Source organism: Botrimarina mediterranea, from assembly GCF_007753265.1.
Lineage (GTDB): Bacteria > Planctomycetota > Planctomycetia > Pirellulales > Lacipirellulaceae > Botrimarina > Botrimarina mediterranea.
In genome coordinates this window covers 3322249-3346586 of the sequence record NZ_CP036349.1, presented here as the reverse complement: position 1 = coordinate 3346586, position 24338 = coordinate 3322249, and the positions used below count along the sequence as shown (strand labels likewise).

The 24338-nt window shown below is 61.8% G+C and carries 19 protein-coding genes; 14 read left to right on the top strand and 5 right to left on the bottom strand.

Annotated features, from left to right (window positions below):
- Positions 1-34: 34 nt before the first annotated feature.
- From Spa11_RS12900 to Spa11_RS12880, 5 genes are all read right to left on the bottom strand, one after another.
- Entirely contained in the window at positions 35-2224 is a 2190-nt protein-coding gene (locus Spa11_RS12900) for an alpha/beta hydrolase family protein (RefSeq protein WP_197529368.1), read from the bottom strand.
- A gap of 1 nt (position 2225) precedes the next feature.
- The gene (locus Spa11_RS12895) at positions 2226-3248 is read right to left on the bottom strand and encodes a substrate-binding domain-containing protein (protein WP_145112858.1); all 1023 of its coding nucleotides are present in this window, start codon (positions 3246-3248) and stop codon (positions 2226-2228) included.
- A gap of 87 nt (positions 3249-3335) precedes the next feature.
- Positions 3336-4403 carry a DUF1559 family PulG-like putative transporter gene (locus Spa11_RS12890; protein ID WP_145117004.1) on the bottom strand — a complete coding sequence of 356 codons (1068 nt, stop codon included), beginning with the start codon at positions 4401-4403 and terminating at the stop codon, positions 3336-3338.
- A gap of 17 nt (positions 4404-4420) precedes the next feature.
- Positions 4421-5383, bottom strand: coding sequence for a dihydrodipicolinate synthase family protein (locus tag Spa11_RS12885; RefSeq protein WP_145112856.1), 963 nt, complete (start codon positions 5381-5383; stop codon positions 4421-4423).
- A 128-nt stretch (positions 5384-5511) separates the two neighbouring features.
- Positions 5512-6561, bottom strand: a complete 1050-nt coding sequence (locus Spa11_RS12880; RefSeq protein ID WP_197529367.1) for a sialidase family protein — start codon at positions 6559-6561, stop codon at positions 5512-5514.
- A 512-nt stretch (positions 6562-7073) separates the two neighbouring features.
- Here Spa11_RS12880 and Spa11_RS12875 point away from each other — a divergent pair.
- The 14 genes from Spa11_RS12875 to Spa11_RS12810 all read left to right on the top strand — a co-directional run bounded on the left by Spa11_RS12875 (position 7074) and on the right by Spa11_RS12810 (position 24336).
- Entirely contained in the window at positions 7074-7820 is a 747-nt protein-coding gene (locus tag Spa11_RS12875; RefSeq protein ID WP_145112852.1) for a GntR family transcriptional regulator, read from the top strand.
- A gap of 71 nt (positions 7821-7891) precedes the next feature.
- Positions 7892-8974 carry an AraC family transcriptional regulator gene (locus Spa11_RS12870; protein ID WP_145112850.1) on the top strand — a complete coding sequence of 361 codons (1083 nt, stop codon included), beginning with the start codon at positions 7892-7894 and terminating at the stop codon, positions 8972-8974.
- 140 nt (positions 8975-9114) lie between these two features.
- Positions 9115-10185, top strand: a complete 1071-nt coding sequence (locus tag Spa11_RS12865) for a DUF1559 domain-containing protein (RefSeq protein WP_197529964.1) — start codon at positions 9115-9117, stop codon at positions 10183-10185.
- Between the two features lie 68 nt (positions 10186-10253).
- Positions 10254-12710 carry an alpha-L-fucosidase gene (locus Spa11_RS12860; protein WP_197529366.1) on the top strand — a complete coding sequence of 819 codons (2457 nt, stop codon included), beginning with the start codon at positions 10254-10256 and terminating at the stop codon, positions 12708-12710.
- 114 nt (positions 12711-12824) lie between these two features.
- Positions 12825-14270, top strand: coding sequence for an L-fucose/L-arabinose isomerase family protein (locus tag Spa11_RS12855; protein WP_145112846.1), 1446 nt, complete (start codon positions 12825-12827; stop codon positions 14268-14270).
- Positions 14267-15097, top strand: coding sequence for a transketolase (locus tag Spa11_RS12850; RefSeq protein ID WP_145112843.1), 831 nt, complete (start codon positions 14267-14269; stop codon positions 15095-15097). Before Spa11_RS12855 ends, Spa11_RS12850 begins: the two co-directional genes overlap by 4 nt.
- Complete coding sequence (locus Spa11_RS12845) at positions 15094-16110, top strand: transketolase family protein (RefSeq protein WP_145112841.1); 1017 nt, start codon at positions 15094-15096, stop codon at positions 16108-16110. The genes Spa11_RS12850 and Spa11_RS12845 overlap by 4 nt, the downstream gene beginning before the upstream one ends.
- Positions 16107-17582 carry an FGGY family carbohydrate kinase gene (locus tag Spa11_RS12840; protein ID WP_145112839.1) on the top strand — a complete coding sequence of 492 codons (1476 nt, stop codon included), beginning with the start codon at positions 16107-16109 and terminating at the stop codon, positions 17580-17582. Before Spa11_RS12845 ends, Spa11_RS12840 begins: the two co-directional genes overlap by 4 nt.
- Positions 17583-17611: 29 nt before the next feature.
- Positions 17612-18607 carry a D-ribose ABC transporter substrate-binding protein gene (locus Spa11_RS12835; protein WP_145112837.1) on the top strand — a complete coding sequence of 332 codons (996 nt, stop codon included), beginning with the start codon at positions 17612-17614 and terminating at the stop codon, positions 18605-18607.
- A 7-nt stretch (positions 18608-18614) separates the two neighbouring features.
- Positions 18615-19232, top strand: coding sequence for a DUF2291 family protein (locus Spa11_RS12830; protein ID WP_197529365.1), 618 nt, complete (start codon positions 18615-18617; stop codon positions 19230-19232).
- Positions 19229-20770, top strand: coding sequence for a sugar ABC transporter ATP-binding protein (locus Spa11_RS12825; protein WP_145112833.1), 1542 nt, complete (start codon positions 19229-19231; stop codon positions 20768-20770). The genes Spa11_RS12830 and Spa11_RS12825 overlap by 4 nt, the downstream gene beginning before the upstream one ends.
- A complete protein-coding gene (locus Spa11_RS12820; RefSeq protein ID WP_145112831.1) occupies positions 20767-21744 on the top strand; it encodes an ABC transporter permease in 978 nt (325 codons plus the stop codon). The genes Spa11_RS12825 and Spa11_RS12820 overlap by 4 nt, the downstream gene beginning before the upstream one ends.
- A 4-nt stretch (positions 21745-21748) precedes the next feature.
- Positions 21749-23035: a ribulose-bisphosphate carboxylase large subunit family protein gene (locus Spa11_RS12815; RefSeq protein ID WP_145112829.1), complete on the top strand. Its 1287-nt coding sequence runs from the start codon at positions 21749-21751 to the stop codon at positions 23033-23035.
- Positions 23032-24336 carry a four-carbon acid sugar kinase family protein gene (locus Spa11_RS12810; RefSeq protein WP_197529364.1) on the top strand — a complete coding sequence of 435 codons (1305 nt, stop codon included), beginning with the start codon at positions 23032-23034 and terminating at the stop codon, positions 24334-24336. Before Spa11_RS12815 ends, Spa11_RS12810 begins: the two co-directional genes overlap by 4 nt.
- Positions 24337-24338 lie beyond the last annotated feature (2 nt).

Sequence of the window (24338 nt, the reverse complement as noted above, 5' to 3'; positions counted from 1 at the left end):
ATCGAGAGCATCTCTAAGAAGTGGTTTCAACAAGTTAGGGCGCCAGGGTATCGGCAAGTTTCTCGACGGCGGACTCTAGGGTCGCCCCGGGTCGTAGTCGGATCAAGCGTTCGGCCGCGCCCGCAGCAGCGTAGGCCTGTGTGGCGATCGAAGGCGTGTCGTCCGCCGGTTCACTGAGTACGATCGTCGGCCGCGGGGCGCCTTGGGCCAACAGACCCGGCACGTCGCCGTACTTCACGGCGCCGGGCAAGAAGTCGGGGTCACGCCATGAGCGGACCTCGTCGAATCGGAAGCCGCCCGTATCGATCACCGCCGCGTCAACCGCGTCACCGGCCACCGCAAGTGCAGCGGCGCCATACGACGCCGCTTCGGGTTCGACGATCACAACGACCTTTTTGATCGACGGCTGCATGTCCTTCGCGGCCGCGATCGTTGCGAGCAAGTCACTCGCCCGGTGCGCGACCGCCGTGCGGTTGTAACCGAAGGTGAGCGACGCGACCGGGCGTTGGTTAGCGACCACCGGCATTTCGGTGAGGGGGCCATCGTCTGGCGCCAGTTCGCCTTGGGCGAACAGATCGACGCCCAACACACCGATCCCCTGCTCGAGCAGCGCCGCGGCGAGAGCTGTGGGCAGTGTGTCGACGGGCCCGATCGCGGTCTTGCCGGCGTCGCTGACGACAACGGCGATCGTCTCGACGTTCCTCGGTAGCCGCGCAAGCGCCGGCAGTTCGACGCCCGCTTCGGCGCCCGTGATCAAGAGGGTGATGACCGCATGACCGTCCGCACGCTGCTGATCGATCGCGTTGGCCTGGGCGTCCCTCAGCGATTTCTCAGCGCCGTCGAGCAACACATGCAACGCCTTGCCGATGATGTTCTTGTACTTGTTCAGAGAATCGGCGTCCGTCGGCGTGAGCTTTGCGAGGGCATCGGCGGAGCTGGCTTCTACCGCCTTCATCAGCGCGACCTCGTGGCCACGGCCGATCGCGGCATCCTCGATCGGCGCGACACTGCGAACCTCGTCGGGAGTGACCGAGACATAGTCGGTCTCTACAGCGAGGTCGCCTGCCTCAAGTCCCAGCCAGCGGTCGAGCCACGGGTACATCGCCGCTCGGCTGGCATAGTTGTAGTTGTGCGGAAACTGGATGAGCGACGCGTGCATGACGCGATCAGGAACACCCAACAGTGCGTAAAGCTCTTGCAGCTCGGGGTACCCATCGGTGGCCGTGTTCCGCGTCCAGTCATCCGCCGACGCCATTCCCAACGGCCGCGGCGCCATCAGCGCCGCGAATTCGACGTTCGAGGTTCCCAGCCGCAGGCAGCAGGCGTTCTCGCAGCCGCAGCCCCCCTGCATCGCGGTCGAGACCATCACCACCGGGAACGCTACGGCGGGGCGATCATCCACCGCGCAGAGCATGAGGGTCTGCGTGGCGCCGCTGCTGCCGCCGGTGACGCCGATCCGCTTCGGGTCCACCTCCGGCAGCGATTCGATCCAGTCGAGCACGCACAGCGAGTTGTAGGTCTGCACACCCAGCGGGTTTTGCATCCGCAGCTCGGCCTGCGTGCTGTAGAAGCCCCAGGCGTTGTCGGCCGTGAGAATGGAATCCTCACTCGGGGCGTGGATCGCTTGCTGCGAGAGTTGCCGGCTGTCGCCGTATCCGAGCATGTCGTAGAGGAAGACCACGCAGCCCATCCGCGCGAGCGTCACGCAGCGCGCTTGTAGGGGGGTGCGGCCGCCGGCCTCGTAGCGCTCGGCCCCCGACTCGATCTGATCGATGAGGGCGTCGTCCTGGAACGCATGGAACCGACCCTCGGGCCAGTGCCCATGCGGGCAGAGCACCGCGGGCCGGCGTGATTCCGTGGCATCCGCGGGTCGATAAAGACTGCCGGTGACGTAGTGCCCCGGATAGCTCTCGAGCCGCACCGCCTCGACCGTGTAAGCGTCACGCTCGACTTTTCGCAAGACTTCGGCCTTGGGCGCCGGACGTTCGGGCATCGGCCACAAGCCGGCCGCGACGAACACCTGACGCCGCACCTCTGCGGATCGCTGATTCCACTCTTCAACCGACGTTGGCGGCGTGAAAGGGAAACGGTCGGTCCGCAGGTTCACGAGTCGGCCCAGCCGCGGGTCCGCCGCCTTCACCGTTACACCGAGCACCGCGAGGCCCACAGCCAACAAGAAGCATGCGTAGCGTGCGTAAGGGCCCGGCCCGAGGGATTCCGGCATTTCAACCTTTGGCACCCGGACGGCGGGATTCGATCCGTTTGCGATAAGTTTCGACATCGTCCTGGCGGATCGGTTCTACGCTGATATGGATGGCGCCCCGGCCAACGACCGGCAAAAACTCTTCTTCACCGCGGCAGAGGTAGCTGACCATCTTGACCGCCTCGTAGCCGTACTTGTACGCGTCTTGAGCGACAGCCGCGAAGACACGGCCTTCTTCGATCGCTTGCAGTATTTTATCCGATGTGTCGAAGGCGATCATCTTAACTTGGCCACTATTTTTGAGTTCTTGAAGAGCATCGAGCACCACGGGCCCTTGCCGTGAATTGAGCGTCACCACACAGGCAAGGTCCGGGTGTTCTTCGAGCACCTCGGCGAGCTTCGCCTTGCAAACTTCGTCGTCGCCGCCGTCTGGATAGAAGCCGACGATCGTGTAGCGCGGATCGACCGGCGACTCCGCCGGATCGGGAGACTCGGCGATGCGCGTCCGCAGGCCGCCCTGGCGTTCGATCAGGTTCTCTTTGGTCTCGTTGGCCATGAAGACCGCGATCTTGCCCCCCTCGGGAATCGCCGTTTTCACGAGGGTCCCCGCGACCAGCCCCGCGCTGAAGTTGCTCGTGCCGATATAGCCGTGACGGGCGGACTTCGAGGCGTCGGAGTCGTAAGTCACCACCGGCTTGATGCTGGCGATCTGGGTGATGAGCGGCGTCACCCGCTCGGGGTCGATCGGGCTGATCGCCACGCCGTTGGCGTTCGACATGCTGGCCACCGACAGCGCCTGCATCTGCTCTTCAACGCTCTCGGGGCTCTTCAGCTTGACGACGCTGAGCGTGATCCCCTGCTGTTCGGCGGCGTCTTCCGCGCCTCGGACCGCCGCGTCCCAGTATTCGCCGGCTCCCGCAGTGATGAAGGTGATTTTCAACGGCCCGTTCTTCGGCTCTTCGGTGGGACTAGCCGCCGAGCGTACGTAAACAACGGCGGCGATCGCCGCCACGACCGCGAACCAGAAGGCCTTATTCTGCAACATGATGAGCTTTGAAAAGAGAGAAGAGGCGAAAGAGACTCAAAGCCCAATTTCAGCTTTACGTGTCGCGTTTGCAATACAGAGTTTGAGTTAATGCCGCGTTTCACCATCGTTGCGGCCGCCGAGCAGTGCAAAAGTGATCGGGTCAACGTCGAAGCCATACAAACGCACCGATCCGTCACAAAACGCCATCAGAATTCCAGCGGGATGCGCCGAGCCGAAACGCAGTTGCATGACTTTGTTTGGCTCGCCATCTTTGACTGGCGGGAACGTCATTTGAGGGTTGCTTTCTGCCGAACCGAGCCAAAAGCCTTCTCCCGTGTACGCGGCATTGTCCTTGTCGTGCCCGGAGTAGAGGCATTGATCGTTCGCAGCGTCGGTTCCGGTAGCGTAGTCCTTCGGGTGCAGCGCCTTCTCACCAGCGAACACCGTACGCGACGTGCCATCGGTTATTTGCCCGACGCGGACCTCACTACGCAGGTAGCTGACGCCGTTGTAGATCGTCGGTTTCGGCTTAGCGAGAAAGGAGGCAATTTCACCCGGCGCCGGCCCGTTGTTGTCCGCGCGGTTCTTATTGCCGGCACAGACGCGGTAGTCGCCTCTGGCGACCGAACACTCATTGGCCTTGCAGTCTTCGGCGTTCCAGGCAACCACCCCCAGCGATCCGTCAACAAAGGGGTAGGCGATGACTTCTCTTTTCGACGGGCACATAAAAAGCTCTAGCGGCGTCGTGACGAGTGTTCGCATCTCGGCCCGTTGCTGGTCGGTACGGGGCTGACCTCTCGTGAGAGCTGCGAGCACTCCCTGACCGAGGTCGCGCAGCGCATAGTGCTCGGTATACGCCAGTAGGTTGTAGGCCCAACTGCCGGGCTGCTTCTCGCCGTAGCCCGAGTCCGCGGCGCCTACCCAGTGGAAACCCCATCCTCCCGTAGGAAAGTGGCCGTGCGTCGAAACATGGTTCAACGAACCCAGCGCCAGCTGTTTGAGGTGATTAGCGCATTCGGTCCGCCGCGCCGCTTCTCGTGCGGCTTGAACAGCGGGCAGCAGCAACGCCACCAGCGTGCCAATGAGTGCGATCACCACCAGCAGCTCGATGAGGGTAAAAGCCCCCGCAAATTGCCGGGGCCTGTTGCGACGGAATCGTCGATCCGCTTGCATCGAGGCTTAGCGTAACGTCACACCGGCGCTGCAGTGGGACTGACGACTTTCGTCAGGTCTTCCGCGGCTTCGACATCGCGAAGAATGGCCCGCACCATGTCGATCTCGCCGTTGCACAGGGGAGAAAAGGGGCTGCAAAGCGTCGCCGCACAGACGCCGCGCTCAGCGAGCGCGGCCTTGATGCCTTGGATCACCGACAACGCGGGATTCGAGCCCAGGCGGTAGAGGTCGCCAAGCCGATCGACGCGGCTGCATAGGGCCTGCGAGGCAGCGGCGTCGCCGGAGACGCACGCCTCGAAGAGGCGAACGAAGAGCCTTGGGAAGACGTTTGCGCCGCCACAGACGCCGCCATCGCCGCCGATAGCGACGGTCTCGGCGAGCAGGTGCTCGGGCCCCGCCATCAGGCTCCAATCGCTTCGCTGCCGCATCACCTCGCGCATCTGGCGGAAGTAGGCGAGGTCGCCCGAGCTGTCCTTCAGTCCGATGACGGTTGGTTCATCAGTCAGCTGACGGACCGTTTCGGGCTCGATGATCGTCTTGGTGAGGGCCGGCATGTTATAGAGCATCACCGGCAGCGGCGACTCAGCCGCCAAGCGGCGGACGGCGCTCGCTAGGTCATCCTGGTCGATCGGGAAGTAGCACGGCGGCGCGAAAACCACGGCGTCGGCGCCCGCCTCGGTGGCGACGAGTGACATGTCGATCGCCTCGGCTAGCGAGGTATCGGTTACGCCCACCAGGACTGGCACACGGCCCGCAGCGATCTCGCAAGACGCCTCAACCATAGCGCCTCGTACGCTGTAGCTGAGCGACGGACCCTCGCCGGTCGTTCCAAGGACAAACAACCCGTGAACGCCGCCGGCGATCACGTTCTCGACTAGACGTTCTAGCGCATCGCGGTCGAGCTGCTCGTCCGGTGTGAGCGGCGTGACGAGCGGGGGCACAATGCCGCGCAGTGGTCCGTCAGTGAGTCGTTGGCCCATGCCGAAATCCTATGCAGCAACGCGTTGTTAGGAAGACGCTCGCACCGAGGCGACCATCGTGACGTAAACCAATAAGCGGCCCCCAGCAGCCACGCCGTAAGGCGCATCCGCGGCGAAATCATCGAGCTTCATTCGACGCCTGCTTCTGTGTTGGGCCATTCCTCGCCGGTAATTGGGGGGCCATCGAGTTGCTTCGGGTCGAGCACCACGTGTTTGATCCGCTCCCGACGCCAAGTGTACGTGATGTGGACAAGCCCGTCGCTCGACTGGATGACGGCAGGGTACGAGTAGCCGGCGTCGTGCTCTTTGTCGTCCTCGAGCACGAGCGCCGCCCGCCAGGACTTCCCGTCATCCGAAACAGCGACATTCAGCGGCGAGCGGCCCTTGTAGTTGGGGTTGTGGTTGTAGACGAGCAAGTGACGCCCATCGGCGAGGGTTACCGCGTCGGTTCCCGAGCTCGGGTTCGGCAAGCCCGTGGTCGACATCTCACCCCAGGTGCGGCCATTGTCGCACGACCAGACCTGGAAGACGCCGCTGTCGCGGGTGCGGCCGATCGCCTGCAAAACGCCGTCACCGTGACGCAGCAGGCTCGGCTGGATAGCGCGGATATCTTCGGGGTCGTTGACCGGCGGTGTTACTTCCCAGGTCTTGCCATGGTCAGCGGTGCGTTCGAAGTGGACACGCCAGCCGTCATGTTCGCTGCTCGAGGGGCACAAAAGGACGCCGCCCTCGAGTTCGATCGGTTTGTTCTTGATTGGACCTAGCACCTCATCCGGTAAACGCTGCGGTTCCGACCAAGTAAATCCGCCGTCTTCGGACTTGATGAGCATGCCCCACCAATCCTGTGGTGTCGGGCCTACTTTGTAGAAAAGCAATAACGGGCCTGCCGACGGCTGGAACAGAACGGGGTTCCAACTGGGGTAACGCTCACCCTGGAACACGCCGTTGGCCACTTCAATCGGCTCTGACCAGCCCTCCCCCTCGTTGCGGGCGACCCAGATGCCGACATCGGGATGGCGTTCGTGCGTGCCGCCGAACCACGAAGCCACCAAGGCGCCATCGACCTCGGCGATCGTCGAGGCGTGGCACGAGGGGTACGGCGCTGTCTCGTATAGGAACCCGCTCGACACCACGGCCTCACGCCCCTCGCAGCGAACTGAGCCACCCGTAAGCAACATCGTAATGGCACAGCCCATTAGGGTGCGGAGGCGGGTCGAGCGGAAGGATGTTGCGACAAGGTGGACCAAATCCCGCTCCGAGGATGAGTGACATCACGAAACGCGACCGTTTGTGGGTGCGCGGCTCGTCAAATGTTCCTTCAGCATATTCGCAAGTCTTTTGTCTGTGCGTTTGTAAGGCAGCCCCTCTTTAAGACACCGCACCGAGCAGAGCTTTCGCGACAGTTTCAGCTGCGCATGACAACGCAAGCGGCAAAGTTCGCGGCCGGCAGGGCAGCCGGCCGTCGAAACCTGAGATGCGTTGAATCGCACTGAGAATGCAATCGGGCGCCCCCCGCGTTTGTTGACGATCCCCTGCGACAAACTGACACTACAGTGAGACGCTACTGGAATTCCAGTGACGTGGTAGAGCGTTCCGCCCTACATCTGCTTTTCCCCTAACTTTTCCAAAACGCCGAGAAATCCCCTCTGAAGAGTGGTGTCCGGTGGCCTACTTCTAGCGGCTTGTAGCGATGCACAAGCGTGTCAGTCGATCGAGCGAGGCCTACAGCCGCCTCCGCGAACGGATCACCACCGGGCAGCTGCCGCCTGGTTCGGTGGTCTCTGAGGCGGCCCTGGCGAAAGACCTGGGCCTCAGCCGCACCCCCATCGGCGAGGCCCTGCGACGGCTGTCCCATGAAGGGCTGGTCGAGCAGGTCCCTCGTTACGGCACGATCGTTCGCGAAGTCTCCAGCAGTGAGCTGGTTGAGCTCTTCGAGATCCGTGAGGCCCTGGAGGGCATGGCGGCGTCGAAAGCGGCCGAGCGAATCAGCCCCGAGGCTCTCGGCGAGCTTGGGTCGCTCTGCGATTCGATCGAGGCCGAAGTCGCCTGCGCTACCGCCGCGAACAGCCTCCGACTGGATGGCGAGTCGCTGCGGAGATTCCTGGCAGCGGACATGGCCTTCCACATGTTGATCATCGCCTCGGCCGGCAACCGTCGCCTAACGGACCTCATCGAGAATACCCGTAGCATCTCGTCGATGTTCAACGCCCGCCGCGGCGAGCACTCAGTCGAACGTATCCGTAACGCCAATACGGCCCACCGCTCAATCGTCGAGGCCCTCTCGGCACGCGACTCCGACGCCGCCCAGCGTCTGGTGGTGAACCACATCCGCACGTCGCGCGAGCAATCGCTCCAACAGCGTGAGAACGGATCACCTGTGCGACTGGGAACGATCAACCTGCCCGACTTCGTCCGGCAGGACCTGCCGGGCGCCTAACGCCGGGCCTTTGCTGCTGCTTTTCGCTACCGCTTTTCTACACCGTCGATTTCACCCCCTTGGACAACGCCATGACCACGATCTGCTCGGGCGTTCTCATCAATCGCAGCGAGATTACGCGTCTCGATGTGCGACCCACTGCGAAGCGGTCGGGACGCGAATCGGACCGCGTTCGCCCCGCCCGCGTCACTGGACCGGGTCAGGGCGCCGCGCGGTTCTTCCGTTACCTCCCCGACCGCAACGGTGATGTCACCCAGAACCGCGTCACCGGCGTCGGCCGCGACGAGGTCCGGCCCGGCGACTGCTATCCCCCACGCAACCATCCGACGCTTTATGCCTACAGCTGGCGGACCGGACGGACTTTGCCGGAGCATCAGGTGCTCCTACTGACGGGCGCCAACGGCGAGTTCGAGTCCGAGGCGACGGGTCCGATCCGCCTGATGGGAGATGTCTTGATCTTCCTGCTTCCCGGCGTCTGGCATCGCTACCGACCCATGCCCGGCGGTGGTTGGACGGAGCGTTGGGTCTCACTGCACGGCGATGCGGTCACCCGTCGACTGCGCGCGGCTCGTGTCAGCCCGACTAACTGCGTCTTCGGAATCGACCAGTCCGCCCGGCTGCGGGGCGGCTACGACGGCTTGATCGATTTGGTGCAGCGAGGGCAAGCAACGGGCGTCGGCGTCATGCCGTTCGCCTTCTCTCTGCTCGACGAAGCCCTTCGCCAGTCAACGGAAACCCAGTGCCAGGCGACAGAAACCCAACCGGTTGTGGAGGAAGTCATGGCCCCTCAAGAAGAGCAGGTCCAAGACGAGATCGTACGGCAAGCGTTGGAGATCATTTGGAACCACGAGCACAACCCGCCGTTGGGAGTGAACGATGTTGCCCGCAAGTTGCCGGTGACGCGGCGGACGCTCGATCGGCGGTTCTCCGAGGTGCTCGGTCGCACAGTGCTCGACGAAATCAACGCCTGCCGCTTGAGCCGCGCGAAGCGTCTTCTGGCGGATACCGACTCGCCGATCAAGGCGGTGGCTTACCTCGCTGGATTCCCAAGTCGCGAGCGGCTCCGATTGGCGTTCCTGACGCACGAAGGGATGCCGCCGAGCGAGTACCGCGAAGCGATCCGCAAGGCTCGTCCCGCCTCAGTAAGCGAGTAACGCCGTGGCGGATTGTCTGGAAAGCAGGCTGCCGTTCTGCAGCGATTTTAGAAGCCAAAATGATACGATTGGAACAATCAAGAGGCGTCGGCCCGCGTAGGCGCGGGTCGAGCGTCAGACTCTTCTGGAGTGCTCGTCAGATGAATTGCGTCACCTTGCGTTCAGGTCTCCTCCGCGGTGAGAAGCCCCGCGTCGGCTTCACGCTCGTCGAACTGCTGGTCGTGATCGCGATCATCGGCATTCTCGTGGCGCTATTGCTCCCCGCCGTGCAGGCGGCACGCGAAGCGGCGCGGCGGAATCAGTGCAAGAACAACTTGAAGCAACTGGCATTGGCATGCCTAAACTACGAGTCGACGCATAAAGAAATGCCTTCAGGTGGATGGGGATTCCAGTGGACAGGCGATCCCGACTGGGGCGTAGGGCAGAAGCAGCCGGGGAGTTGGATCTTCTCCATCACTCCTTTCATTGAGGAAACTTCAACTCAGCAGATCGGAGCCGGTTTGGGAAATTTCATTGGCGCCGAGACTACCCCCAAGAAAGACGCCCTAATGCGTCTGATCGCAACACCGATTGCTTCGGTTCTCTGCCCGTCCCGTCGCGCCGTGAAGGCGTACCCCGTGTCAGAACAGAACTTGATGTTCAATGCGTCTCGGACTCCCACTGGAGAGTATGCAAAGAACGACTATGCAGCCAATGGTGGCGCAACTCCGCACACACCTGGCCCGGGCCCGCAGTGCTACACCCTATATCCCAATTGCGGCACGAATGGTGCTGAGGTCAAGCCGTTTCCTCAAAACGGAGTCGTAGGGCCGCGGTGGGGCGTGAGATTTAGTCAGATCACGGACGGCACTTCAAAGACTGCCATGGTTGTTGAGAAGTACTTGCCCGTCTACCTCTACGAGACTGGTACGCATGGCGGAGATGACAACACCGTGTATCACGGATTCGACACCGACAACGCGCGGAGTTTCGGCGAGAGGCCAAGGCAAGATAGCGACCTGCCGCCCAACATGAATCCAAGCAACTTGGATAGTATACGGGGCGCCTACCACAAGGCAGCAGGGTCGGCTCACCCGGGAGTCGTCCAGGCCGCTCTCTGCGATGGCTCCGTCCACACCTACGGATTGGATGTAGAGAAGTATGTATGGAATAACCTCGGCGACCGCAACAACGAAGAGTCAGCCGATCCCGCAGCCGCATGGCCGGACTGAGTTCACGGCATATGGTATCTACGGATCGCATTCTGCGACTGGCTCGTCAATTGCTGCGACGGCACGGAATGGCGCTGCTTGCGGTTGCCTTGTGCTTTGCAGCTAACGGACAGCCGGCCTATACCATCGAGGCGGCGGACTCCGTTTTCCTCTTCACGTCCTTCGAAGAACCTGCCGACGCCGGTCTTCGGTTTGTGTGGAGTAAGGACGGGTTCAACTGGAAACGCGTCCCCGGTGTCTTCCTCAAGCCCTGGGCTGGGTCGGGTCAGTTGATGCGTGATCCGAGCCTCGTCCGTGGGCCGGATGGAACCTTTCATCTGGTATGGACGACCGCTTGGCGCGGCGATCCGGGCTTCGGCTACGCCTCGTCTCAGGATCTCGTGCACTGGTCGCCGCAGCGCTTCCTGCCGGTGATGGAGCACGAGCCGACGACGGTCAACGTCTGGGCGCCAGAGGTTGTCTACGACGAACCCCGCGAGCGGTTCATCATCGCCTGGGCCTCGACGATTCCTGGCCGCTATCCCGATGGTCAGGAGAAGCACCACAACAATCATCGGATGTACTACACGACGACGCGTGACTTCCTGGAGTTTACGCCCGCCGAGCTCTTCTGCGAGCCGGGCTTTAGCGTCATCGATGCAATCATCGTGCCGTGGAGTAGAGAGGGCGAAGCTTCCTACAAGCTGGTGCTTAAAGACAACACCCGGCCCGTGCTCGCGTTACGCGTCGCCGAAGGGGATTCTCCTACGGGCCCCTGGCGTAACGTCTCTGATCCCATCACCGAGTCGATGACAGAGGGACCCACCGTCGCCCGCGTCGGCGAGGAGTGGCTTCTCTACTACGACAACTACGGCGTCAAGAAGTATGGCGCCCTAGCGACAAAGGACTTCGTCAACTTCACCAACGCGCCGGTGACTTTCCCTGAGGGCCACAAGCACGGGACCGTATTCAGGGTCACGCAGAAGGAACTCGACTACTTGCTGCGTGTCGGCGCGGAGCAGACCCCGGGCCTGGGGCAGCCATTTGTACCGCAGCTGTCGCCCGAAGAGATCACAAAGCGACTGGAGGAGATCGATCGTGTCGCTGAGGCCGGCCCATTCAAGCCGACCTGGCGGTCCCTCAAGGGTTTCGAGACGCCAAGTTGGTACGCCGACGCCAAGTTTGGCCTTTTCATCCATTGGGGCGCTTACAGCGTGCCGGCGTTCGGCAGCGAGTGGTACCCACGCAACATGTATCGCAAGGATTCGCCCGAGTACGAGCACCACCTCAAGACCTACGGTCCGCACACGAATGTCGGCTACAAGGACCTCATCGAGCAGTTTGAAGCTGAAAAGTTCGATCCTGCAGAGTGGGCTGAGCTATTTCGCGAGTCGGGTGCTCGATATGTCGTGCCTGTGGTGGAACACCACGATGGCTTCCCGATGTTCGATAGCCGGCTCACCGAGTGGAATGCGGCGAAGAAAGGACCCGAGCGTGACTTGATCGGCGACCTCGCCGCCGCGTGCCGCGAGCAGGGAATAACCGTCGGCGCTTCGTCCCATCGTGCAGAGAACTGGTGGTTTTACGGCGGTGGCCGTCAGATCGAATCGGACGTGCAGGACGAGGATTACGCCACACTCTACGGCCCGGCGCACGGCAAACGCGTTGCGGAGAACCAATCCGAACCGCCATCGAAAGAGTTTCTCGACGACTGGCTGCTGCGTTCGTGCGAGATTGTCGATAAGTTCGAGCCCCGCGTCATGTACTTCGACTGGTGGGTCTGCCAGCCAGCGTTCCAACCCTATCTACAGCGCTTCGCGGCTTACTATTACAACCGGGCCGCTGAGGCAGGCTACGAGCCGGCAATCAATTTCAAAGAGTGGGAGGGCTATTCGTTCCCCCGAGGCACGGGCGTGCTCGACGTCGAGCGCGGCAAGTTTGCCGGCATCCAACCCGAGCTGTGGCAGACCTGCACCTCCGTTTCGCGAAACTCCTGGGGCTACATCGAAGGACAAGACTACAAGCCGACGGGCGAGATTATCGACGATCTCGTCGATGTCGTCAGCAAGAATGGAGTCATGCTGCTGAACATCGGCCCCAAGGCGGATGGCACGGTACCCGAACCGGAGCAGCAGATGCTGCGTGAGATCGGCGCGTGGTTGCGCGTCAATGGCGAAGCAATCTATGGCACGCGGCCGTGGAAGCGGTTCGGCGAGGGCCCCACGAAAGAGGCGGCCGGCTCGTTCACCGACGGCGAACGCCCGGAGTTTACCGGCAACGACATTCGATTCACAACGAAGGATGACAAAGTCTATGCAATCGCCCTTGCGTGGCCCGATGACGGCAAGTTGGTGATTGAGTCGCTTGGCGAAGCGGCGGTCAAGGCTTCGATGGTACGGCTGCTCGGCAGCGATGAAGCCGTCCGCTGGCATCAGAGCGATGAGGGGCTTGAAGTAACCCTTCCGGTGGAAGCACCAAGTCGGTTTGCTCACGCCGTTGAAGTGAAACTGGAAGAGTCTGCTAATAACGCCACTCGGCGCGAATAAGAAGTGAGACAACAGGTCACCTACTGCAATCATTCGTGCTTGCACTCGTCATTCACGGGCAGAGAACGATCTAGTTAGATTCACACATATCCGTTCGCAAGACGCGAGCAACTCATGCCAAATCGCGGCGTTAAATCAGGCGGCGTGCCCAAGTTGGGCGTCATCGTCGGCAACCGAGATTTCTTTCCCGACCAGCTCGTTACCGAGGCGCGGGCCGATCTCGCTGCGCTCCTTGCTAAGCTGGGTCTTGAACCGGTCTGGCTGGGGGAGGAGGATTCGAAGCTCGGCGGCGTCGAGACGCACGCCGACGCGCGGCGGTGCGCTGAACTCTTCCGCCAACGCCGCGACGAAATCGATGGGGTACTGATTTGCTTGCCTAACTTTGGCGATGAGAAAGGCGTTGCCGACACGCTCAAGCTTGCCGGTCTCAACGTGCCAGTGCTCGTGCAGGGCTATCCCGACGACCTCAATCAACTCGGCGTTTCGCGCCGCCGCGACGCCTTTTGCGGCAAGATCTCGATCTGCAACAACCTTAGCCAAGCCGGCATCCCGTTCACGCTTACGCAGAAGCATGTCTCGACGCCAGCATCGGATAACTTCCGCGAGGACTTACGAAAGTTTCTAGCCGTGTGCCGCGTGGTGAATGGCCTGCGGGGGGTGCGGCTTGGCGCCGTCGGCGCCCGACCAGGGGCTTTCAACACGGTGCGCTATAGCGAGAAGATTCTTGAACGCAACGGCGTCGGTGTCACAACCGTGGACTTGTCGGAGTTTATCGCCCAGGCGAATAAGCTCGATTCGACCGATAGTCGTGTAGTCGCGAAGCTCGACGACATCCGCGCCTACGCCGCGGCGCCGGGAGTGCCCCACGAGAAACTCGTGCAAATGGCGCGGATGGGCGTCGTGCTTGCTGATTGGATGGCGGATAACGCCCTCGACGCAACGGCAATCCAGTGCTGGACCTCGGTGCAGCAGAATCTTGGCTGCAACGTCTGCACGCTGATGAGCATGATGAGCGAACGCTTTATGCCCAGCGCCTGTGAGGTCGATGTCACCGGCACGTTGACAATGTACGCCATGCAACTCGCCGCTGATTCGCCTGCCGCGTTAGTCGATTGGAATAACAACTATGGCGACGACGACGAAAAGTGCGCTCTGTTCCACTGCGGCAACTGGGCGAAGAGCTTTATCCCCGACGCCAAGATCGCCACGGCGCCGATCCTCGGCAGCACGCTCGGCGTCGAGAACACCTACGGCGCCATGGAAGGTCGCACGCCAGCCGGTCCATTGACGTATGGACGCCTTACAACCGCCGACAGCGAAGGCCGCATCTGTGCGTATGTTGGCGAAGGCCAACTCACTGACGACGTTCTCGATACCTTCGGCACCCGAGCCGTCGCCCACGTGCCACGGCTGCAAGCATTGCTCAAGCACGTCTGTAAGAATGGATTTGAGCATCATGTTGTCATGACGCAGTCGCATTCGGCGGCGGCGTTGGTTGAGGCGTTCGAGACCTACCTCGGTTGGGAAACTTACCATCACGAGGGAGGGGGCGCCCCATGACCCGCCCTGCCCTCACCGACCAACATCTGCGGCGCAAGAGTGCCGAGTATCGCCGCGACGTGCTGCGTGCGATCTACCACGCCGGCGCCGGCCACACCGGCGGCAGCCTGTCTTGCATCGACATCCTCAACGTGCTCTACAACCGGGTGATGAACATCTCGCCCGTGAACTGGCGCGACCCGCTTCGCGATCGTTACGTGCAAAGCAAGGGGCACTCGGTCGAAGCGCTCTACGTCGTGCTTGCGGACAAGGGCTTCTACCCATTTGAATCGCTAGAGAAGCTCTGTCGCGGCGGTTCGTACTTCGTCGGGCATCCGACGCGAAAGATTCCCGGCATTGAGATGAATACCGGCGCCCTCGGGCACGGCTTGCCTGTTTCAGTCGGCATGGCGATCGCCGGAAAGCTTGATGCGGCGTCCTACCGTGTCTTCACGCTGCTGGGCGACGGCGAACTCGCCGAGGGCTCGAACTGGGAAGCCGCCATGTGCGCCGCTCACTACAAGCTCGACAATCTAACAGCGATCATCGACTGCAACACGTTGCAAATCACCGGCGCCACGCGCGATGTCTGCTGCAACGAGCCGCTAGATGAGAAGTTCACGAGCTTCGGGTGGGAAGTCTTGTGTATTGATGGTCATGACGTCGCCGAACTCACGACCGCGTTGTCACGCCCCGCTGCTTCCGGCAAGCCGACGTGCATTATCGCAAGAACCGTGAAGGGCCGTGGCGTTAGTTTTATGGAGGGCGTCGTTAAATGGCATCATGGCGTTCCTTCGGCTGACGAGTTTGCTGTGGCGATGGCCGAGCTAGAAGGAGCGTTGAAATGAGCGCTCCCGCCCCCAGCCTCCACTCCGCCGAGGCCAAAGCACGCGCCGAGCGCCTGGGCCTGCGCTTAGGCAAGGCGAACCTCGATGTCTTCGCAGAAGCACTCACGGAGCTAGCGACGGCTGATCGCAATGTTCTCGCCGTCACCAGCGACTCGCGCGGCTCTGGCAAGCTCAAACCGTTCGGCGAGGCTTTACCGAAGCAGATCGTCGAAGTCGGCATCGCCGAGCAGAATCTCGTCGGCGTGGCGGCGGGGATTGCTTCGTGCGGCAAGACCGTCTTCGCTGTGTCGCCGGCGTGCTTCTTGGCGACGCGGTCGCTGGAGCAGATAAAGAACGACGTCTGCTATTCAGACCTGCCTGTTGCGCTAGTAGGCATTAGCGCCGGTGTCAGCTACGGCGCCCTCGGCAGCACCCATCATTCCTTGCACGACTTCGCGGCGCTGCGGGCGATCCACAACGTCACTGTGCTCGCCCCGGCAGATAATCGTGAGACGCGCTCCTCGATCCGCTGGGCGGCGACGCACGACCGACCCGTCTACCTTCGATTCGGCAAAGCGGCGCTCTACGACCTTTCAGACGAACCCGCGCCCAGGGACCCGCGAGTTGCTTCTCTACTTCGCGACGGCGATGACGTGGCGTTGATCGGCGCCGGCGAGACGGTCATTCACTGTCTACTCGCTGCCGATCTGCTTGCCGAGCACGGCGTCGAGTCCCGTGTTCTGAGCATACCCTCAGTCAAACCGCTCGATGAGTCGGCGTTGCTAGCCGCGGGGCGAGAGTGTCGCGTTGTGCTCACGGCAGAAGAGCATTCAGAGCACGGTGGACTGGGCGACGCGGTCGCACGGCTCTTGCTCGGAGCTGGGATGACGCCGGTGTTCCGTGGCGTCGCGATCCCGGATGAAGACACCTACACCGGTAGCCAAGCCGACATCTTTGGCCGCTACGGTCTGTCGATGGAGGGCATCGCCGACCGCGCCTTGAGAGCACTCGACGCGGCGAGGGTGGTTCTGTGAGTTATCTCATCGCTATCGATCAGAGCACCTCGGCGACCAAGGTCCTTCTCGTCGATGCCTCGGGCGCCGTCGTAGACGGCTGTTCGCTAGAGCACGCCCAGCACTATCCCCAACCAGGATGGGTCGAGCACGATGCGGCCGAAATCATCGGCAACGTCTTCTCGGCGGCGCGGGAGTTGTGCGGTCGTCATCCCGATAAACTCGCGTCGGTGCGGGGAGTTTCGATCACTAACCAGCGCGAGACGGTTGTTGTCTTTGACCGAACGACAGGCGAGCCGTTACGGCCAGCGATTGTCTGGCAGTGTCGACGGGGCGATGCCATGTGCCAAGAGTTGCGAAATGCGGGTGTCGAACCGGAGGTCGCTGAGAAGACGGGCTTGCGGATCGACTCCTACTTTTCTGGTTCCAAGATCGCATGGGTGATGCGAGAAGAGCCTGCGATTGCAGAGGCGGTCCGCTCGGGCGCGGCGTGCATCGGCACAATCGACGCTTATCTGGTGCATCGCTTGACGAGCGGGCAGGCGTATGCGAGTGATCCAACGAACGCCAGCCGTACGCTTCTCTACGACATCGGGCGGCTCGCATGGGATGCGTCCTTATGTGAGCGTTTCGGCGTTCCGGTCCGTGCGTTACCGGAGGTGCGTGACTGCAGTGCGACCTTTGGCGAAACCACTTTAGGAGGCGCCCTGCCCTCGGCGGCGCCGATCTGCGGCGTTATGGGCGACTCACAGGCGTCGCTGTTCGCACAATGTTGTTACGCACAAGGCGACGCCAAAGCGACCTTTGGCAGCGGGACCTCCGTGCTCGTAAATATCGGAGAACAGTTCCGACCGGCGCCTTCCGGGATGGTCGGCGCGCTTGCTTGGATCGTCGCGGATCAGCCGACTTACGCTTGGGAAGGGCTGATTAACTATTCGGCGGCGACGCTGGCCTGGCTCAAGGATCAGCTTGGTTTACTCTCTTCGATTGACGATGCAGAGGCTCTCGCATCATCTGTTAACGACTCAGGCGGCGTCTACTTGGTGCCAGCGTTTGCGGGGATGGGGGCGCCTTACTGGAAGCCCGACGCTCGGGCCGCCATCCTCGGCATGTCGGGCTACACCCGTCGTGAGCACGTAGTGCGGGCCGCCCTCGAATCGATAGCCTTTCAAGTCGCGGATGTCGTGGAGGCCTTCGCACGTAGCGGCGCCGCCGTGCGGTCCCTGCGAGTCGATGGGGGCCCCACCCGCAATCACTTACTGATGCAGATGGTCGCTGATATGTCGCTTTGTGAGTTGCAAGCGACAGATGAGTCCAACCTCTCCGCACTCGGCGCCGCGATGGCGGGCATGCTCGGTCTTGGCATGCAGGGCTCGCTCGACGGCCTGCGTAAGTTGCCGCGGTCGGGCCGCATGTTTATGCCTACCGAAGGCGAGGCGGAGGTCAAGCGCAGGATGACCGGTTGGCGCAACGCCGTCGAGCGAGTCTTCTAGGCGCTTTCTCCTCAAACCGAATCCCTACGATGAAGCTTCTCTCGATTAACCTTGGATTCGCTGGACTGTTGTATTTGGCAGGTCTGGTTGGCTGTTCTCAGCAAGCCGAGACAACACCATCGGCGCCTGCTGCGACACGAGAGTCGAGTAGCGCCAACGCCAAAGGCAAATTTGCCGTTGTCGTCTCGACGCTCAACAACCCCTGGTTCGTCGTGCTTGCCGAGACTGCCAAGGCCCGCGCCGAAGAGCTCGGTCACGAAGCAGTTATCTTTGACTCGCAGAACGATACGGCCACCGAAGCGGGACACTTTGACAATCTGATCGCCGCCGGATACGACGCGGTGCTATTCAATGCTACCGACTCCGAGGGCTCAGTCGCCAGCGTCCGCAAGGCGAAAGAGAAAGGCGTGCCGGTCTTCTGCATCGACCGGGAAGTCAACGCCGATGACGTCGCCGCGGCGCAGATCCTGTCGGACAACTACGCTGGCTGTGTGGAGTTGGGGCAGTACTTCGTTGAAGTTGTTGGCGAAGAAGGCACATACGCCCAGTTGCTCGGCATCCTTGGCGATAACAATACCCGCGACCGATCCGAAGGGTTCCACAGCGTCGTGGATACTTTCCCCGGGTTGAAGATGGTCGCCCAGCAGAACGCCGACTGCGACCGCTCGAAGGCGCTTGAAGTGACCGAGTCGATCCTCCAAGCGAACCCCGACCTCGACGCAATCTTTTGCGGTAACGATGCGATGGCGATGGGCGCCTACCAGGCCGTAGCCAGCGCCGGCGCCGCAAACAAGATCAAGGTCTTTGGGTTTGACGGCGCCGCGGACGTGATCGACTCCATTCGTGACGGCAAAATCGTTGCCACAGCCATGCAATTCCCGAAGACGATGGCCCGACAGGCGGCAGAGTATGCGGACGATTGGATGAGGGGACACCGTGACTTTCAGCAGAAGACACGCGTCGCGGTCGAGTTGGTGACCCGCGACAATATCGAGCAGTACGTCGCGTACGGCGCGAAGGAGTGACGTGCCGATGGGCGCCTGGGGATTCCGAATAGCAACCATTGTCGCGGCGTGCGTGCTGCTCTACTTCGCGCCACTTATTCACGTCACGAGAATTGAACCAGCCGATGTAGAAGGCCGTTTCGACGCAGTAGAGTTTGCCGAGGCTTTTTGGACGGAGAGGCTGCTTCCCGCTACAGCCGACGCCGCTAGCGCCACCCAAGTCGCCGCTGCAATGGAAGAAAGCGCCGCGAAAGCCGGCGAGCAGTATGGCGTGCGGGTCGGCGTCAGCCGTGGCTTTCTGCTTTTTCTGCGAGGCGTCGGAGAGGTGCAGGCCGCGGATGACGTAGGGGTGCGACTCTCGCTCGATGGCGGCGGCGAGGTGCGACTGTTGAGTAGAAAGGTGTTCGGTTCAACCATTCGTGATGCGACAGGCTTGCTCAAACCGAGCGAATCGCCAGGCTCACGAGAGTACAATCTCATCGCAAATGAGATCAACCGCCTTGCCACCGAGAGAGCCATCACAAGGCTCGAAGGTATCGCCGTCGGCGATCGACTGCGGTTTGCCGGGTGCACCAAAGTGGTGAGTGCAGCGGGCTACAAGCCGCCGCTAGAGATTATCCCAGTTCTGGTGGAGGCGGCCAAGTGACGTCCGCCACGCCGCCGCTGCTGGAGGCCCGCGGGATCGTCAAAGCGTTCCCCGGCGTACGTGCGCTCGACCACGCGCAGTTGCGGTTATACGCCGGACGCTTGATGGCTCTCATGGGCGAGAACGGCGCCGGTAAATCAACGTTGATGAATATCTTGGCTGGCGTCTTCACCGCCGATGAAGGCGAAGTGCTGCTCGACGGCAAGCCTGTGCGGTTCCGCACGCCTATCGAGTCGCAACGCGCGGGCGTCGCGATCATCCACCAAGAGCTCAACCTAGCTGGCAATCTAACCGTCGCGGAGAACCTCTTTCTCGGACGCGAACCGCTGACGTCGCTTGGCTTGGTGGACAGCCGCCGAATGCGACGAGAAGCCGCAGTCTTGCTAGAACGCGTCGGCGTCGATCTTGACACCGAACTCCCGGTTGAACGACTTTCCGTAGCGCAGCAGCAGGTTGTCGAGATAGCCAAAGCGCTGTCTCTCGACGCGCGGGTGTTGATTCTCGACGAGCCGACGTCGGCGCTTACTAGCCATGAAGTAGATTCGCTATTTCGAATTATCCGACAACTGAAGGCCGGCGGCGTCGCCCTCGCTTACATCACGCACCGCTTTGAAGAGCTGGACGAGATTGCAGATGAGGTCACGGTATTTCGCGAAGGCAAGTACGTCGCCGAGCGTCCATATGAAGAACTGACCCGCGAGGAGCTCGTGCGATTGATGATTGGTCGCGACGCGCCAATGGACGGATCGAAGGCTGTCAAGCCGCAACCGAAGCCATTACTTTCGGTGCGTGGATTGACGTTGACGTCGAGCACGCGCGGGATAAGTCCGGTAGTAGACGGTGTCTCGTTGGAGGTGGGTGCCGGTGAGATCGTTGGGCTGTTCGGTCTCATGGGCGCGGGGCGGACCGAATTGCTGGAAGCCCTCTTTGGCGTTCACGCCTCAAGAACCCGCGGCGAGATCTTGATCGACGGCAGTCCCGTGATGATCCGTCAGCCACGAGACGCGTACCGCGCGGGACTCGCGCTCACACCCGAGGATCGCAAGGGCGCAGGGCTTGTGCTTGGCATGAGTGTAGGTGACAACACGACGATGGCGTGCCTAAGTCGCTTCGTGCGTAGCGGCCTGTTAGACGTAAGGGCTGCCAATCGTTCCGCGCAGCGATTCGTCGAACGGTTTCGCGTCCGCACGCCCTCGCTGCGCCAGGCTGTGAGAAACCTCAGCGGAGGCAACCAGCAAAAGGTAGTGCTCGCTAAGCAACTCGCCACTGGTCCACGTATCCTCCTTCTCGACGAGCCGACCCGCGGCGTCGATATCGGAGCCAAGCAAGAGATCTACGCCCTTATCCATGAGTTCGCCGCCGAAGGGATGGGGGTGCTGGTGGTTTCGTCAGAAGCTTGGGAGGTACGGATGCTCTCCGATCGGGTGCTCGTGATGTGCGAGGGCCGTTTAACGGGCGAGTTCACTGCCGCCGATGCGGACGACCAGAGTCTGCTCGCAGCCGCTTTGCCCGAAGGCGGGGCGAGGAGGTCGGCATGAGTGATTCGCGATCGATAGGTACCTATGCCGCACGGCTTCAGTCAGTTGCTGCTCTTGCGCTGCTGATGATCGGACTCTCACTAGCGACCGAATCGTTCTTGCACTTGGACAATGGAGTCAATGTCCTACGGCAGATTTCAGTGAATCTCTGCCTGTCGATTGGGATGACGCTCGTGATTCTCTCGGGCGGAATCGACTTATCGGTCGGTTCGGTCTTGGCGTTATCGGGCGCGGTTGGTGCAGGGCTTCTGAAACATGGGGTCGATATTGCTCCACTCGATTTGCATGTTGCCGTAACGCCTGTTGGCGCCGTCGTCGTAGGTGTCGTCGTCGGCCTGGTGTGCGGCGCTTTCAACGGCGTAGCGATTACCCGATTTGGTCTGCCGCCGTTCGTCGCAACGCTCGGCATGCTTAGCATCGCCCGCGGTCTCACGATGCTCTGGACCGGCAGCCACCCGATCACCGGCCTTGGCGCGGACTTCGGTTACCTTGGAGCCGGTCAGCTCCTCTACTTGCCGACCCCGACCTGGATTGTCCTCGGCCTTGTCGCCGTCTTCGTTGTGGTGACGCAGCGGACTCGATTCGGCCGGCATCTCTACGCGGTGGGTGGCGCCGAGCGAGCAGCGGCTCTCAGCGGTATCAATGTCGGCCGTGTAAAGCTGCTTGCTTACACTCTCTGCGGCGGGCTCGCCGGCATGGCGGGCATCTTGGTGGCGGCACGGCTTGACTCGGCGACTCCCAACGCGGGCGTCGCCTACGAGCTCGACTCGATCGCTGCGGTTGTAATCGGTGGCGCCTCACTCTCAGGGGGACGCGGCTCAGTGCTCGGGGCCGTGCTGGGTTGCCTGATCATTGGGGTGCTGAACAACGGGCTAGTGCTGCTGGAGGTTTCCCCCTACTGGCAGCAAGTCATCAAGGGGGGGGTGATCTTGGCGGCGGTGGCGATTGACCGTGCGACGCGGAGAGAGGACTGAACTCATGAAGCGCGATCCTAACCGCCTCTACGCCAGCTACCGAGTCGAGACCCCGCTCGCGCTGGCCGACGCAGCTGCCCAACTGGCAGGCGAGCAATCGTCTGGCACCTTCGTTGCAGTACCCGGAGAAAGCGAGGAGCTTAAAGCCCGCTTTGCTGCTCGCGTCGAAGGCATCATTGAGCTGGACATCGCCTCAAGCCCAAGCCTTCCCGGAGGACGGCCGGGCGACCGCTTCCAACGCGGTGAAGTGACGGTGTCCTGGTCGGTCGAGAACTTCGGCGCCAACCTGCCGACGATCGTCTCGACCGTGGAAGGCAATCTCTACGAGCTACGCGGCTTTACCGGAATGAAGCTGCTCGATTTGGAGTTCCCCGATTCGCTCATAGCCGCATACGCCGGCCCAAAGCATGGCGTCGAAGGGACAAGAAGGCTCACCGGCGCTCAAGACCGGCCGATGATTGGCACCATCATCAAACCGAGCGTTGGACTCTCTCCCACGGAGACCGCCGCCCTGATCAAGCCGCTCGTCGCCGCCGGAATCGACTTCATCAAAGACGACGAGCTAATGGCGAACCCGCCGCACTCGCCCTTTGACGAGCGAGTGGAGGCAGTGATGCGGGTCGTCAACGAGCACGCCGGCAGGACCGGCAAGCACGTGATGGTTGCATTCAACGTGACCGATGACCTCGATGCGATGCTCCGCCATTACGATAAGATTGTCGCCATGGGCGGAACTTGCGCAATGGTCAGTATCAACAGCGTCGGTCTTTCTGCTGTGAAGAGGCTCTGCGAGCATGGCGAGTTGTCGATCCACGGTCACCGAAACGGGTGGGGCATGCTCAACCGGCACCCGATGCTCGGTGTCGAATTCCCCGCCTATCAGAAGTTCTGGCGACTGGCGGGCATCGATCAGCTGCACGTTAACGGCATCGCCAATAAGTTCTGGGAGTCGGACGACTCGGTGGTGCGCTCGATCCAATCGTGTTTGGCGCCACTCGGTTCGACGCGTGGTCTATTGCCGGTGGTGTCATCGGGGCAATGGGGGGGCCAAGCATTTGAGACTTATCGGCGGACCCAGACCATAGACCTGCTCTACATGGCGGGCGGAGGCGTCATGGCTCATCCGGGTGGGCCGGCAGCGGGCGTGGCGGCGCTGCAACAAGCGTGGTCCGAAGCCGTCGCAGGCAAGACGCTTGCCGAAGCAGCCGCTACGCATGCCGAGTTCCGTCAAGCAGTCGAGAAGTTCGGCGACGCCGAGGCGAGGCGCCAGATCGCCGGAGGTCATGCGTGACGCTCCGCCTTGCCTACTACGCCGACGACTTTACCGGCGCCACCGACGCCCTCGAGCAACTCGAGAAGGCCGGAGTGCGGACACGCTTGTTTATCGAGCCCCCAAGTCGCGAGTCGCTCGCCAAAACGCCGGAGGTTGAAGCTATCGGCGTCGCTGGCCGCACACGCAGTTTGCCGACGACCGAGATCGACGCTGTGGTCCGCCCGGCGCTGCGCGCGTTACGCGATCTTGGCGTCGCGAATGTCCACTACAAAGTCTGCTCGACATTCGACTCATCGCCCGAAACCGGCAGCATTGGACGCGTGATCGATGTCGGAGCGGATGAACTAAATCGTCAATTCGTACCGCTGGTAGTTGGAGCGCCGAGTCTCGGTCGGTGGTGTGTCTTCGGCAATCTGTTTGCGAGCTACGGGATCGGCGCCAACACGCCGGCGTTCCGCTTGGATCGCCACCCTGCAATGAGCCGCCACCCTGTGACCCCCGCCGATGAATCGGACTTGCGGCTACATCTTGAAAAACAGACGAACAAGCGTGTGGCGCTTATCGACATCCGCACCGTTGATCGCGGCCCTCAGGCTGTGGTCGCCGCTGTTGAGCGAGCTCGTCGAGAAACGGCCTCGCCAATCGTTCTCTTCGATTGTTTGACAGAGCAGAACGTGACGACGATCGGCGCCGTCCTTGAACGGTTTGCTAGCCCCGTCAGCCCACTGTTCTCGGTCGGTTCTTCGGTGATCGAAGCAGCGTTGGCTTCACAGTGGAACTTACCCACGAGGCGCCATGACCAGCCGTTGCCGAGAGGCAAGTTGCTCATCATGGCGGGGAGTTGCTCTCCGATCACCGCAACACAAATCGATGTCGCTGTCCAAGCTGGCTTTGCCTTAGTTACAATCGATGCTAGGTCGATTGAGAGAGGCGATACATCAGCAATACGAAATGCCGCGGCAGACACCTTGACGGCCTTGGATGAAAGCCCCGGAGTTATTGTCAGTAGCCAAGGAATAGATCGCAACGGCCTGCAGCTTTCGGCGGAGCGGCTGGGAACGGCATTCGCTACGATCTACGATCGTGTGATTGAAGCATCCGAACTTTCCCTGTCGCTTGTGGCTGGCGGCGACACGTCGAGTTACGCGGCGCGGTCGCTCGGAATCGAGTCGCTTTCGTACCACGCGCCGTTGTCGCCCGGCGCGCCGATATGCCGGGCTCACTCGGCCAATCACCTTGTCGACGGCAGCTATCTCGTCTTCAAGGGAGGCCAGGTCGGCCGACCGGATTTCTTTGCGAGTCTCCTTCGCCAACCCTGAAA